The 13,178-nt window shown below is 62.0% G+C and carries 12 protein-coding genes; 7 read left to right on the top strand and 5 right to left on the bottom strand.

The annotated features are described in order from the left end of the window. Positions 1–63: 63 nt before the first annotated feature. Both ACCD05_RS23550 and ACCD05_RS23545 read right to left on the bottom strand, forming a co-directional pair. Positions 64–828: an N-acetylmuramoyl-L-alanine amidase gene (locus tag ACCD05_RS23550; RefSeq protein WP_413395721.1), complete on the bottom strand. Its 765-nt coding sequence runs from the start codon at positions 826–828 to the stop codon at positions 64–66. Continuing rightward, a complete protein-coding gene (locus ACCD05_RS23545) occupies positions 825–1,532 on the bottom strand; it encodes a J domain-containing protein (RefSeq protein ID WP_018897554.1) in 708 nt (235 codons plus the stop codon). Before ACCD05_RS23545 ends, ACCD05_RS23550 begins: the two co-directional genes overlap by 4 nt. 400 nt (positions 1,533–1,932) lie before the next feature. On the opposite strand from ACCD05_RS23545, the gene ACCD05_RS23540 reads away from it, so the two are divergent. The 3 genes from ACCD05_RS23540 (at position 1,933) to ACCD05_RS23530 (ending at position 4,903) form a co-directional block, all read left to right on the top strand. Then, positions 1,933–3,144, top strand: coding sequence for a pyrophosphate--fructose-6-phosphate 1-phosphotransferase (locus ACCD05_RS23540; protein ID WP_413395718.1), 1,212 nt, complete (start codon positions 1,933–1,935; stop codon positions 3,142–3,144). Between the two features lie 59 nt (positions 3,145–3,203). Then, complete coding sequence (locus ACCD05_RS23535; protein WP_413395716.1) at positions 3,204–3,839, top strand: LysE family translocator; 636 nt, start codon at positions 3,204–3,206, stop codon at positions 3,837–3,839. Between the two features lie 149 nt (positions 3,840–3,988). Next, the gene (locus ACCD05_RS23530) at positions 3,989–4,903 is read left to right on the top strand and encodes a transglycosylase SLT domain-containing protein (protein WP_413395714.1); all 915 of its coding nucleotides are present in this window, start codon (positions 3,989–3,991) and stop codon (positions 4,901–4,903) included. Between the two features lie 20 nt (positions 4,904–4,923). Here ACCD05_RS23530 and ACCD05_RS23525 read toward each other — a convergent pair whose 3' ends face one another. After that, positions 4,924–6,315 (bottom strand): serine hydrolase domain-containing protein, encoded by a 1,392-nt coding sequence (locus ACCD05_RS23525; protein ID WP_413395712.1) that lies wholly within the window; start codon positions 6,313–6,315, stop codon positions 4,924–4,926. A gap of 179 nt (positions 6,316–6,494) precedes the next feature. Between ACCD05_RS23525 and ACCD05_RS23520 the strand changes: the two genes are divergently transcribed. From ACCD05_RS23520 to ACCD05_RS23505, 4 genes are all read left to right on the top strand, one after another. Next, positions 6,495–7,739 (top strand): DUF3419 family protein, encoded by a 1,245-nt coding sequence (locus ACCD05_RS23520; protein ID WP_413395710.1) that lies wholly within the window; start codon positions 6,495–6,497, stop codon positions 7,737–7,739. Further along, on the top strand, positions 7,736–8,410 hold the full coding sequence (locus ACCD05_RS23515; RefSeq protein ID WP_413395709.1) for a class I SAM-dependent methyltransferase: 675 nt from the start codon (positions 7,736–7,738) through the stop codon (positions 8,408–8,410). The genes ACCD05_RS23520 and ACCD05_RS23515 overlap by 4 nt, the downstream gene beginning before the upstream one ends. Before the next feature lie 129 nt (positions 8,411–8,539). After that, entirely contained in the window at positions 8,540–9,337 is a 798-nt protein-coding gene (locus ACCD05_RS23510) for a GH25 family lysozyme (protein ID WP_413395707.1), read from the top strand. 82 nt (positions 9,338–9,419) lie between these two features. Then, positions 9,420–10,679 (top strand): lytic murein transglycosylase, encoded by a 1,260-nt coding sequence (locus ACCD05_RS23505; protein WP_413395705.1) that lies wholly within the window; start codon positions 9,420–9,422, stop codon positions 10,677–10,679. Positions 10,680–11,202: 523 nt separating this feature from the next. On the opposite strand, the gene metF is transcribed toward ACCD05_RS23505, so the two are convergent. Together metF and ACCD05_RS23495 are read right to left on the bottom strand one after the other, a co-directional pair. Then, positions 11,203–12,102, bottom strand: coding sequence for a methylenetetrahydrofolate reductase [NAD(P)H] (gene metF / locus ACCD05_RS23500; protein ID WP_413395704.1), 900 nt, complete (start codon positions 12,100–12,102; stop codon positions 11,203–11,205). A gap of 1 nt (position 12,103) precedes the next feature. Continuing rightward, positions 12,104–13,129 (bottom strand): ArsR/SmtB family transcription factor, encoded by a 1,026-nt coding sequence (locus ACCD05_RS23495; RefSeq protein ID WP_026282821.1) that lies wholly within the window; start codon positions 13,127–13,129, stop codon positions 12,104–12,106. Positions 13,130–13,178: the final 49 nt, after the last annotated feature.

Raw genomic sequence — 13,178 nt, 5'->3', positions numbered from 1 at the left:
AACATGTGGCAGCGCGGCAAACCCGTAAAATCTAGGGGTATATGCCGGCAAATCGGCCCGGTCTCAGGCGCCGTAACGCGGCAGGGCCGATAGCAGGCGATGCAGTGTGTCGATCGTCGAGAAATCGGCGATCCCGTCCACCCTTTCCGGCCTGAAATGGCGCTGGAAGGCTTCGATCTCGCCGGCCATCTTGTCGGAAAATTCGCCTGTGATCTCAGTGCCGTAACCGTAGAGCGACAGCATCGACTGCAGGGCTTCGACAGGCTGGCCCTGGTCGCCGCGCTGGAAGAAGCGTCCGCCGGTGATCGCGGCCGGCGCCACCCAGTGGCCGACGCCCCTGGAGTGCAACAATCCCCAGGGGAAGTTTTCACCCGGATCAAGCTTGCGCCGAGGGGCGACATCGGAGTGTCCGAGCACCCTTTCCGGGGTGATTGACCAACGTTCGCCGCAGTCGCGACACAATTCGATCACCGCATCGATCTGCGCCTGCGGATACTCGGGGCAACCGCCCGGATGCCCTGCATTGGCGATCTCGATCCCGATCGACGACGAGTTGATATCGGTCTCGCCCTGCCAGATGCTCTTGCCGGCGTGCCACGCGCGCCGCGCCTCCGGAACGAGCTGCACGACGTCGCCATTCTCATGCACGAAGTAATGGCACGAGACCTGGCTCTCTTCGCGACAGAGCCAGTCAAGCGCTCCGTCCGCCGTCGGCATGCCGGTATAATGGAGAATGACCAAATCGGGCTTTCGCCCGTCGACGCGCTCGCCATGGTTCGGCGACGGCCTTACGCTCGCTTTGGCGTAGTCTGCCTCAAAGGCGGTCATGCGGCGCGGCGTTCCTTCTCGATCGCCTCGTAGGCGGCATTGAGCGCCGCCATGCGTTCATTGGCAATCGCATGAAACTCGGCCGGCACGCCGCGCGAGATCAACCGGTCCGGATGATGCTCGCTGACGAGACCGTGGTAACGGCGGCGGATCGTCGGGAAATCATCCGACGGAGAAACGCCGAGCACCTTGTAGGGATCGCCCCCGATCGACACATGCCGCGCGGCAATCTGCTCGAAGCGCTGTTCGCTCATGTGGAAGATTTCGGCCACATGCGCCAGGAACGCAAATTCCTTCTCGTGGATGAGACCATCGGCCTTGGCAATATGGAACAGGCCGTCGAGCACTTCTTCCAGAACCGGGCAATTGGCGGCGCAGGTCACGCAGAGCGTCGAAAGCCGCTCCGCATAGGCCTCGTAGCCGGCCACGTCCTGGCGCGCCAGATTATAGAGACGCGCGACATTGGCGGCCTGATCGTCGGGGAATTCGAAAATCTCGCGGAAGGCCTGAACCTCCTTCTCGCTGACGATCCCGTCGGCCTTAGCCATCTTCGCCGACAGCGCGATGATCGCGACCGAAAACGCCACCTTGCGCCGCGTCTCGGGGTCGCCTTCAAAAACCGTGCGAACAGCCTCAACCACGGCGGAAAGCGCATTTCCCGCAGCGTTGCCTATGGCGTTCAGCAGTTTTTCCCAGAAGGACATCAGGTCTCTCGTCTAATAAAAGGAGAAACACCTTGAACAAATAAAGGTTGCCTTTGCAAGACGGGGATTGGCCGCAGGGTTGAAAACACCTTTCACAATTCGGTAATGGTCGCGTGTAACCGAAACATTCGCGCCCTTTGCTGGCCACCCGCCCGACGACCTCGTGACGCTTTGTCGCGCCGCATCGAGACGTCTTGGAACGGACGCGCCGACAATTTCCACAGTCCCATGCAGACAGCTGTTGCGGCTTGAACCGATTAGATCAGCGCCTTCGGGCGACTTGCTTGCTTGACCGCGCTGCAACACGCATTTTTCACAGAAACAACACTTTACACCATCCGCTCTCTGCCGCATCCATGCACGACCGAACCAAGTTTAGACACGGATAGCGGAGACACCCATGGCCAAGAAAAAAGTCGCAATGCTCACGGCAGGAGGCCTTGCGCCTTGCCTCTCTTCGGCCGTCGGCGGGTTGATCGAACGCTACACCGACATTGCTCCCGATCATGAACTTATCGCCTACCGCTCCGGCTACCAGGGCGTACTTCAGGGCGACAGCATCAAGATCACGCCTGAGATGCGTGAGAAGGCCTATCTGCTACATCGCTACGGCGGCTCGCCGATCGGCAACAGCCGCGTCAAGCTCACCAACGCCGCCGACTGCGTCAAGCGCGGCCTCGTCAAGGAAGGCGAAAACCCGCTCCGGGTCGCAGCCGAGCGCCTCGCCAATGACGGCGTCAGCATTCTCCACACGATCGGCGGCGACGACACCAACACGACGGCCGCCGACCTCGCCGCCTATCTCGCCGCCAACGGCTACGACCTGACGGTCGTGGGCCTCCCAAAAACCGTCGACAACGACGTCGTTCCGATCCGCCAATCGCTCGGCGCCTGGACGGCGGCCGAAGTCGGCGCGCACTTCTTCGACAATGTCAGCAACGAGCAGACCGCCGCTCCGCGCACCCTCATTATCCATGAAGTGATGGGCCGCCACTGCGGCTGGCTGACGGCGGCCACCGCCCGCGCCTATCTGAAGCGCACCCGCAACAATGAATATGTAGACGGCATGATGACCAATGCCGGCATGAAGAGCATCGACGCGGTTTATCTGCCTGAAACGCTGTTCGACCTCGAGGAAGAATCGGCGCGCCTGAAGGAGATCATGGATCGTACCGGCCATGCGACCGTCTTCGTCTCGGAAGGTGCCTGCCTGGACGCCATCGTCGCCGAGCGTGAAGCGGCCGGCGAAACGGTCAAGCGCGACGCCTTCGGCCACGTGAAAATCGACACCATCAATGTCGGCGGCTGGTTCCAGAAGCAGTTTGCGAGCCTGTTGAACGCCGAGCGTTCGCTGGTCCAGAAATCCGGCTATTTCGCCCGCTCCGCGCCCGCCAATGGCGACGATCTGCGCCTTATCCAGAGCATGACCGACCTCGCCGTTGACAGCGCGCTGAACAAGGTCTCGGGCGTCACCGGCCACGACGAAGGCCAGAACGGCAAGCTGCGCACCATCGAATTCCCGCGCATCAAGGGCGGCAAGGCTTTCGACACCTCGGTCAAGTGGTTCGGCGAACTGATGGACGAGATCGGCCAGAAATACGAAGACGCATGATTGACGCAGGCGAGATATGATGTCTTTGCTTGTCCTCTAATGAAAGAGGAGGAGATTCCATGTCGCTCGAAGCTTGGCTAGCATTTGCTGCCGCATCGGCAATCATGCTGGCTATCCCAGGGCCGACGATTCTCCTCGTCGTATCTTATGCGCTCGGCCACGGCCGCAAGACAGCCTTTGCGACCGTGAGCGGCGTGGCGCTCGGCGACTTCACCGCGATGACGGCATCTCTGTTCGGCCTCGGCGCGCTGCTGGCCGCATCGGCGACGCTCTTCACCGTCCTGAAGTTCATCGGCGGCGCCTATCTGATCTGGCTCGGCATCAAGCTCTGGCGGGCGCCGATCATTGACGGCCCAATGGCCGACAATGACAATCTGCCCGAAGAAAAATCGCTGAAGATCTTCCTCCACGCCTATGTGGTGACCGCGCTCAACCCGAAGAGCATCGTGTTCTTCGTCGCCTTCGTGCCGCAGTTCCTCAACCCGGCAAGTCCGTTCTTCGGTCAGATGCTGGTCATGGAAGCGACTTTCCTGGTGCTCGCGACCATCAACGCCTCCACTTACGCCCTTGCCGCGCATGCCGCGCGAGGCCTGATTCGCAAGGCCGCCGTGCAGCGCGCGGTCAATCGCACGGGCGGCACATTGCTCATTGCAGCCGGCGCCGTGACCGCCGGATATCGCCGCATCGCTGCCTGAAAATCTCAGGCTTACCGACCGCGAAAAGCGCGAGAAATTTTCCGTGGGTTGCCGCAAAGCAACGAATAGGTTAATTGGCAATTCAGGGCTTAAGGTTTTTGGTAACTTTTGACGCTGCCGGGGTGGCGCGTTTTCACGAGAGTGAGAGTATGGCAGCGATCGGTTTTTCCGGCTTTAAACGCAATCTCATCGTATCCACGATGCTGTGCTGCGTTGCTGCTGGCTGCTCGAGCGTCGAATACACATCCCAAGCGGATTTGATGGCCGAACAGGTCGTCGTCCCTACACCGAAGCCCGGCGAAGACGCGATGTTTGCGGCCATCCCCGCAGGCGAAGGCACACTTGGTACTCAGATCGGCGGCGACCAGACCGCTGCGTCCGTGGCAACCGCGGCCATGCCGGCAGTCGATTCGGCGCAGCAGACCGCGCAGTTGCAGCCAGCCGCCTACGGCCAGATCCCGCTGACACCCGAAATGACCGCGATCCAATCCGTGGTGCCGACACCACGACCGGGCGCCCCATCGACCGAGCTCGCTTTCGCCGCCAGCCCGCAGAACAATGCCATTGCCGCCCTTTCGGCGATCGACACCACCCCGCATTCGATGATGGACTACGGCTTCGACACATCGGGCCCGATGGACCCGCCGACCGCGCCGCCGATGTTCAGCGACAATGACAGCGACGACGATGGCGCGCCGACGGTCGAAAAGAGCGCGATCACCAAGATCATCGACAAGTACTCGCAAATCTACAAGGTACCTGCGACGCTGCTTCACCGCGTCGTTCACCGCGAAAGCCGGTACAACCCGAAGGCCTACAACAAGCGCGGCTACTTCGGCCTCATGCAGATCAAGTACAACACCGCCAAGTCGATGGGTTACGACGGCCAGCCCGAGGGCCTGTTCGACGCCGAAACCAACATCAAGTATGCCGCCAAATATCTCCGCGGCGCATGGCTGGTGTCCGACAACAGCGAAGACAACGCCGTCAGGCTCTACGCGCGCGGCTACTATTACGACGCCAAGCGCAAGGGCATGGACGACATCGCCCACGGCAACTACTAAGCCCTACAGCCCCAAAGGCTCTATTGAGCGGGATCGGCGGATGCCGACCTAGTCGGCGATGGCAGCGTCGCCAATATTTCCTTCAGCAGAATTTCCGGCTGGTAACGCAGCCAGCTCGGCGTCAGGCCGAGCCTGACCATGACGAGGCTGGCCGACGGCACGATCACCATGCTCTGGCCATCATGCCCTTCCAGCCAGAAGGCGTCGCCCGGAATACCGGTCTCCCCGCTCCTCCCGCTGCCGGGCGGGCGAAGCCAGGCCTGACCATGCGAATACATGCCGCCGGAGGATGCCGTCGGTGTACGCATCATGCTCATGAAGCTCTCGGGCAGCAGCCTCTCACCGTTCCACACACCATCCTGCAACAGGAACTGCCCGAACCGCACCCAATCGCGCGCCGTCGCATAGAGATAGGAGCTGCCGGCGAAGGTGCCGCGCGCATCCACTTCGAAAACAGCGCTCGACATGCCGAGCGGATCGAACAGCGCCGTCCTCGGATAATCGATCGCCTGCTTCTCGTCGCCCAAGCGATCCATCCAGATGCGGGAGATCAACACGGATGTTCCGCTGGAGTAGTTGAACTGCGTGCCGGGATCGTCGTCGAGATCAAGACTTGCCGGCAGCGCCGTCTGGTCCGCGTCGAGATAGAGCATCCGGGTGACGTCAGCCACCGTGCCGTAGTTCTCGTTGAACCTGAGGCCGCTCTCCATCCCAAGCAGCTGCCCAAGCGTGATCTGCGACCGCTTGTCGTCGCGCCATTGCGGAAACAGCCCGGCATCACCGGCATCGATCTTGCCGTCGAGCATCAACCGACCCACGAGAGCGGCGTTGACCGTCTTCGTCATCGACCAGCCGATCAATGGCGTTTGCGGACCAAACCCCTTGCCGTAGCTTTCGGCGACGATCTTGCCGTCATGCACGACGACGACCGCGCGCATGTTCTCACCCGTCAACCGGGGATCGGCAAGCAGCGCTGAGATCGCCGCATCGTTTTCGATCGGCAGCACGGCTGCGTCCTCGGGAGGCTTGGCGGCGACAGGCTCGGGCACCGCCTTTCTCGCGGCGGCGAAATCGCCATCCGGCACCGCCGTGCAGCCGAGGCCATCGCGGTAGATCGCATAATTGGCGGCAAACAGGCCGAGAATGCGCGCCGTCACCTGCTTGCCGGCCTCATCGACATGCACGCGAATCAACCGCAGCAAGGGATTTCCGGGCGCCTGGACGTCCTCGGCAAGCACGGTATTCGCGTCGCGCCCTGCCAGGAAGACATTCGAGCAGACGATCTTCGCCGCATAGCCGTCGCCGATCCTCAGCAACTCCGGCGGCCTGACATAAAGCCAGCCCGCACCCGCAACGACGATGACGGCAACGCCTGAAGCCGCCGCCTTCAAGATACGCAGAACACGTCCCATAAGCGCCCCTCCGGACTGATAGAGAAGCAGGAAAATTGTCGTTTAGAAAGCCCCGTCAAGTGCTCACCATTCTCAATTGCGCGAGGTGTCCACAGCCAAGGCCGCCCACAGGCAACGTCATCAAACTGTAGCGCCGCCGCGTTAAACGCCCTGAACGCTAAATGTTGAGAGACTCACTTATGACGGAATTTGCCCCGGATGCCGGCTTCCGCAAGAACCGGAAACTCAAGGCAGCTCTTCTCCGCCACAAGGCCTTTTCGAAAGAGGGCCTGTCCGAACGTCTTTTCGGGCTGCTCTTTTCCGGCCTCGTCTATCCGCAGATCTGGGAAGATCCCGATCTCGACATGAAGGCGATGGAGCTCGAGCCTCATCACCGCATCGTCACCATCGGCTCCGGCGGCTGCAACATGCTCGCCTATCTCTCGCAGAGCCCGGCTTCGATCGACGTAGTCGATCTCAATCCGCACCATATCGCGCTGAACAAGCTGAAGCTCGGCGCCTTCCGCCACCTTCCCGCCCATGCCGATCTCGTTCGCTTCCTGGCAAGGCCGAACCAGTCCGCCAACAGCCAGGCCTTCGATCGCTTCCTGTCCGCCAATCTGGATGAAGCCACGAGCAGCTACTGGAACGGCCGCAAGTTCGGCCGCCGCCGCGTCACGGTGTTCGACCGCAACATCTACAAGACGGGCCTGCTCGGCCGCTTCATCGGCGCCGCCCACCTCCTCGCCCGCGTCCACGGCATCGACCTCACCGGCGTCGCCAAGGCGAAGACGATGGAAGAACAGCGCCAGCTCTTCGACGAGAAGATCGCGCCTCTGTTCGAAAAGCCCGTCGTGCGCTGGATCACCAGCCGCAAGAGCTCGCTCTTCGGCCTCGGCATTCCGCCGCAGCAATATGATGAGCTCGCAAGCCTCGCGGCCGACAATTCGATCGCGCCGGTCCTCCGTCACCGCCTGGAAAAGCTCACCTGTCATTTCCCGATGCAGGAAAACTACTTCGCCTGGCAGGCTTTCGCCCGCCGCTACGCCGATGAAGGCGAAGGTCCCCTGCCGACCTACCTGAAGGCGGAGCACTACGAGGCGATCCGCGCCAATGTCGACCGCGTCAGCGTCCATCATGCAAGCTTCACCGAGCTGCTTGCCGGCGAACCGGCCGCCTCGCGCGACCGCTATATCCTCCTCGACGCGCAGGACTGGATGACGGATCAGCAGCTCAACGACGTCTGGTCGGAAATTTCACGCACCGCCCGCGACGGCGCCCGCGTCATCTTCCGCACCGCCGCCGAAAAGAGCATCATCGAAGGCCGCCTGTCGCCCGCCATCCGCGACCAGTGGACCTATCTCGAGGACCGCTCGCTCGAACTGACCGCGCTCGACCGCTCGGCCATCTACGGCGGCTTCCACATCTATGTGAAGAAGCCATGAGCCGGACGGATATGAGCCCGGTGGACGCACCCTCGGAGAAGCATGCCGACCTGATGGACGGCATGTACCGCTACCAGCGCCATATCTATGACCTGACGCGCAAATACTACCTCCTTGGCCGCGACCAGACGATCCGCAATCTCGATCTTGAGAAGGGCGCCACGCTGCTCGAGGTCGGCTGCGGCACCGGTCGCAACCTGGCGCTCGCCCACAGGCATTATCCTGAGGCCAAGCTTTACGGCCTCGATATCTCGCAGGAGATGCTGATCTCGGCCCGCAAGACCTTCGCGGGGCTGAACACCTCAGCCGATTTCCGCGTCGCCGACGCCACGGCCTTCAACGCCCGCGATTTCGGCGTCGATGGCTTCGACCGGGTGATGATCTCCTACGCGCTGTCGATGATCCCCGATTGGGAGCGTGCGATCGACGCATCGCTTGCAGCGCTTGCCCCCGGCGGCAAGCTGCACATCGTCGATTTCGGCCAGCAGGAAGGCCTGCCCGGCTGGTTTCGCGCCCTGCTGCGCTCCTGGCTCGACAAGTTCCACGTCACGCCGCGCGCGACGCTGCGAGAGGTCCTTCAGGCCAAGGCGGACCGGGAAAATGCCCAGCTGATCTTCAAGACGATCGGCGGCGGCTATGCCTGGCGCGCGATAATAATTAAGGCCCGCTAATATTTAGCTTGAAACTAACCGATTTTTTACGTTGATATGGTGAATAGAGAGGGCATCTAGCGCTGGACGCGTCAATTCGAAGGTCAGGCTGTGGGGCAAAAAGATCATTCGGTTCACGACGGAACATCCATGCGCCGGCTTCTGTTAAGCGTATTGCCCCTTGCCCTTATGCTCGCTGGCTGCACCTCCTCGGGCTATGACTATCTCTCCACCGCCTCGATAAAGCCGAAGATGCGTTTCCAGGACACCGATCCGCAGGATTTCGGGCCTAAGCATCCGCAGCAAAACGCCATCCACGGCATCGACATCTCCAAGTGGCAGGGCGATATCGACTGGCAGACGGTGCGCAAGTCGGGCGTCGACTTCGCCTTCATCAAGGCGACCGAGGGCAAGGACCGCATCGACCCACGCTTCAGCGAATACTGGCAGGAAGCCCGTCAGGTCGGCATTCCGCACGCCCCCTATCATTTCTATTATTTCTGTTCGTCCGCCGACGAACAGGCGGACTGGTTCATCAGCAACGTGCCGAAGGAATCCATGAAGCTGCCGCCGGTGCTCGATGTCGAGTGGAACGGTGAATCGAAGACCTGCCGCACACGTCCCGATCCCGAGACCGTGCGCTCGGAGATCAAGCGCTTCATGGACAGGCTTGAGGCCTATTACGGCAAGCGCCCGATCATCTACACCTCGGTCGACTTCCATCGCGAAAATCTGGACGGCTATTTCCAGGATTATCACTTCTGGGTCCGCTCCGTCGCGAAACACCCCGAGGTCACCTACGCCAACCGTCGCTGGGCCTTCTGGCAGTACACCTCGACCGGCGTGATCCCCGGGATCAAGGGCCCGACTGACATTAACGTGTTCGCGGGTTCGGCGAAGAACTGGAATAACTGGGTCGCGGCCGTATCCAAGGATAGGAATTCTTAGTAACGTCCCGTTTTCTTTCTTGCTTCTGTCACAATCATTTGGGACATCGACAGCAATTCAAGCAATGACGAGGATACACTCCATGCACCGCACGCCTGCAAGCCGTTCTGCGCTCGCTCTCCTCCTTGCCGCTGGTCTGGCGACCGGCGCGGCAGCGCAAACACCGGCCCCGGCCGCACCGGCCGGTCAGGCGCCCGCGACGGCGGCAGCCCCCGCCGCGCCGGCTGTCGCATGTGACGGCGATCTCTCCACCTTCCTCGCCGGCGTCAAGGCCGAGGCGATTGCAGCCGGTGCCTCGGCAGAGGCCGCCGACAAGGCGCTTGCAGGTGCTGCGATCGACCCGAAGGTGCTGAGCCGCGACCGCGCCCAGGGCGTGTTCAAGCAGACCTTCCTCGAATTCTCGCAGCGCACCGTCAGCCAGGCCCGCCTCGACATCGGTCGCCAGAAGATGAAGCAGTTCGCCGACGTCTTTTCCCGCGCCGAACAGGAATACGGCGTGCCCCCGGGCGTCATCACCGCCTTCTGGGCGATGGAGACCGATTTCGGTGCCGTGCAGGGCGATTTCAACACCCGCAACGCGCTCGTGACGCTCGCTCATGATTGCCGCCGTCCGGAGCTCTTCCGCCCGCAGCTGATCGCGCTGATCGAGATGGTCCAGCACGGCGACCTCGACCCTGAAACAAACACCGGCGCTTGGGCCGGCGAAATCGGCCAGGTGCAGATGCTGCCGCGCGATATCATCGCCTACGGCATGGACGGCGACGGCGATGGCCATGTGCGCCTGAAGCAGAGCGGCCCTGATGCCATCCTGACCGCCGCCAAGTTCATCCAGCACCTCGGCTTCCAGAAGGGCCAGCCCTGGCTGCAGGAAGTCACCATCCCGCAGGATCTGCCCTTCGAGAAGTCGGGCCTCGGCGGCACGATGACGGCGGGTGAATGGTTCGCGCTCGGCGTCAAGCCGCGCAACGGCGACACCAGCTTCGGCACGCTGCGCGGCGATCTCGTCCTGCCGCAGGGCCGCCTCGGACCGGCCTTCATCGCCTATCCGAACTTCGGCATCTATCTCGAGTGGAACAAGTCCTTCATCTACACGACCTCGGCCGCCTATTTCGCGACCCGCCTCTCCGGCGCCGAGCCCTATCTCAAGGGCACGCCTGAGCAGGGCCTGACCAACGACCAGATGAAGGAACTGCAGACCAAGCTCGACACGATGGGCCACGACGTCGGCGCCATCGACGGCATCCTCGGCTCCGGCACCCGCGTCGCCATCCAGAAGCAGCAGCAGCGCCTCGGCATGCCGGCCGACGGCTGGGCAACGCCTGCCCTCCTCAACGCGCTCTGAGCGCCCGCGAGAGAGCCGAAAACGACGACAAGAGCCGGGCCAAGCGCCCGGCTTTTTCGTTTTCCGATTTCGCGAGTGTTTTCAGCGGCCTGCACCGCGCCTGCAATCCGCCACAGGCGTAAACGGCGGGTCGCCCTTTTTTACGCTCCGTTAAAATGTGTGAATATTTTTCCGACCGATTTTGTCGTGAAGATTCAGCGAAGTAGCTTTTGTCACCAGTGGGAGATGTGACATTTTCGCCGCATCGCAGCAAAAAAAGCGCTTTCCAACTGCCACAGTCCCGACATATTATCAGCTCGTTAACGCGAGGAGACAGACATGGGACTGACACGATCCTTGAATGTCCTTTTGATCGGTGCGGCGTTTCTTTTCGTGCTGTCGATGCTTTTCATCTGACACAGGATGCCGCTTCAAACGGACTATGCCGAAACTCCTAGATAGCGCAGAGTTCATGAAACAGAAAAAGCGCAGGCCATCGTGGTCTGCGCTTTTTCTGTTCGATAGACTGTAAACGTCGCCTTGATCAGGCGGCAGCACCCGCGCTCTTGGCGGCGTTGCGCTTGAAGCCGAGGTTCGTCAGAACGGCCGAGACCAGCGGCGAGCGGTTCATCGTATAGAGATGGAAATCCGAGATACCGCGACGGGCCAGATCCTCGATCTGCTCGGCAGCGACTTCGGCCGCGACCTTGGCGCGCTCTTCCGGCTTGTCGTCATAGCCCTCGAAGCGCTCATCGAGAAACGCGGGAATGACAGTGCCGCAGGCACCCGCGAAACGCTTCAGCTGCGTCAGGTTCATGATCGGCATGATGCCGGGAACGACGGGAATGGTGATCCCGGCCGCCCGCACCTTCTCCAGGTAGCGCTCGAAATTGTCGTTGTCGAAGAAGAACTGCGTCAGCGCCCGGTTGGCGCCGTTATCGGCCTTGCGCTTCAGCATGTCGATATCGGCGGCAACATCGCGGCTTTCAGGATGCTTTTCCGGATAGGCCGAAACCGAGATTTCGAAATCGCCAAGCTCGCGCAGGCCGGCGACCAGCTCGGAGGCGTTGGCGTAGCCACCCGGATGCGGCGTGTAGGGCGCGCCGACGCCATCGGGCGTATCGCCACGCAGCGCCACGAAGTGCTTCACACCGGCCTTGCGGAAGCTCTCGACGACGCTGTGCGTCTCTTCCTTGGTGGCGCCCACGCAGGTGAGGTGCGAGGCCGTGGCAAGCGGCGTGGAGCTGATGAAGCGCGACACGGTTGCCAGCGTCGGCGCCTTGGTCGTACCGCCGGCGCCATAGGTCACCGACACGAAGTCAGGGTTCCAGTCCTGCAGCTCGCTGACGGTCTTCCAGAGCTGCCCCTCGGCCTCTTCCGACTTCGGCGGAAAGAACTCGAACGAGATGCCGATCCTGTTGCGCGCGTCCTGGTTCAAAGCCATGTCAGTCTCTCCCGGCAAATGTGGGTGCGGCGTGATCGCTCTCGGCGGAGGCCATCAGGCGCCTGGGGTCGCGCGCGAGCCAGATGGTGACCGTAAGTCCCTGCCCGCTCTCGTGCCCCGGATGAAGATCGACGACCTGCTCGATATCGAGCCCCGCCTTGCGCAGCCAGTCGGTCATCGACTGGTGCGAGAAGCCGAGACGCACATGCGCGTGGTCGTCACGAAGATATTCCAGCGTGTGAGGCGCCAGATCGATGATGACGAGCCGTCCGCCCGGGCGCAGCATGCGCGCCGCTTCCCCGATGGCGATTTCCGGCTGGTCGAAGAAGTGCAGGACCTGATGGATCGTCACCAGGTCAAAATCCTGCGCCTCGAAAGGCAGGTTCAGGATATCGGCATGGCGCACCGAGGCCTTGGTGATGCCTGTACGGTCGAGATTGGCGCGGGCGACGCTCAGCATGTCGCGGCTGGCATCGACGCCGATCGCGCGGCGATAGAGCCCCGACAGAAGCTCCAGGATGCGGCCGGTGCCGGTTCCGAGATCGAGCAGCGAATCGATCGGCTGGCTGCCGAGCAGCCGGATCACGGCGGCGTCGACCTCCTCGTCGGCCGCGTGAAGGCGGCGAAGTTCGTCCCACTCGGCGGCGTTGCGGCTGAAATAGGCCTGCGCCCGCTCCGAGCGCTGGCGCTTGACGGCATCGAGCCGCTCGCCATCGCGCAGGATGACAGGATCGTTGTCGGAGGCATGCGCCAGAAGATTGCGCACGAAGCTCGCCGCCTTCCCCTCCTGCCGCAGCCGGAAATAGGCCCAGGCGCCCTCCTGATAGCGATCGATGAGATCGGCTTCGCCAAGCAGCTTGAGATGGCGCGAGATACGCGGTTGGGATTGGCCGAGAATTTCGGTAAGATCGGTCACGGTCACATCGCCGGCGGCCAGCAGCGCCAGAAGACGCAAGCGCGTCGGCTCGCCCGCCGCCCGCAGCACGTCCACCAACGCATCCAAACCTAGCCTGACGGGTTCACCCATATCCGATCCAATCAACATATAAAGATATCTTTATGTGAAATGATTTGGT

Origin of the sequence: Rhizobium sp. Rhizsp42, assembly GCF_047304155.1 — a bacterium.
GTDB lineage: Bacteria > Pseudomonadota > Alphaproteobacteria > Rhizobiales > Rhizobiaceae > Rhizobium.
The sequence above is the reverse complement of the archived record's forward strand: the minus strand, read 5'-3'. Positions and strand labels throughout refer to the sequence as shown.

Coding starts and splice junctions, on each gene's coding strand:
- metF (WP_413395704.1), bottom strand. CDS start 12,102: ATGGCTTTGAACCAGGACGCGCGCAACAGGATCGGCATCTCGTTCGAG.
- ACCD05_RS23515 (WP_413395709.1), top strand. CDS start 7,736: ATGAGCCGGACGGATATGAGCCCGGTGGACGCACCCTCGGAGAAGCAT.
- ACCD05_RS23540 (WP_413395718.1), top strand. CDS start 1,933: ATGGCCAAGAAAAAAGTCGCAATGCTCACGGCAGGAGGCCTTGCGCCT.
- ACCD05_RS23550 (WP_413395721.1), bottom strand. CDS start 828: ATGACCGCCTTTGAGGCAGACTACGCCAAAGCGAGCGTAAGGCCGTCG.
- ACCD05_RS23525 (WP_413395712.1), bottom strand. CDS start 6,315: ATGGGACGTGTTCTGCGTATCTTGAAGGCGGCGGCTTCAGGCGTTGCC.
- ACCD05_RS23495 (WP_026282821.1), bottom strand. CDS start 13,129: ATGGGTGAACCCGTCAGGCTAGGTTTGGATGCGTTGGTGGACGTGCTG.
- ACCD05_RS23510 (WP_413395707.1), top strand. CDS start 8,540: ATGCGCCGGCTTCTGTTAAGCGTATTGCCCCTTGCCCTTATGCTCGCT.
- ACCD05_RS23530 (WP_413395714.1), top strand. CDS start 3,989: ATGGCAGCGATCGGTTTTTCCGGCTTTAAACGCAATCTCATCGTATCC.
- ACCD05_RS23545 (WP_018897554.1), bottom strand. CDS start 1,532: ATGTCCTTCTGGGAAAAACTGCTGAACGCCATAGGCAACGCTGCGGGA.
- ACCD05_RS23505 (WP_413395705.1), top strand. CDS start 9,420: ATGCACCGCACGCCTGCAAGCCGTTCTGCGCTCGCTCTCCTCCTTGCC.
- ACCD05_RS23520 (WP_413395710.1), top strand. CDS start 6,495: ATGACGGAATTTGCCCCGGATGCCGGCTTCCGCAAGAACCGGAAACTC.
- ACCD05_RS23535 (WP_413395716.1), top strand. CDS start 3,204: ATGTCGCTCGAAGCTTGGCTAGCATTTGCTGCCGCATCGGCAATCATG.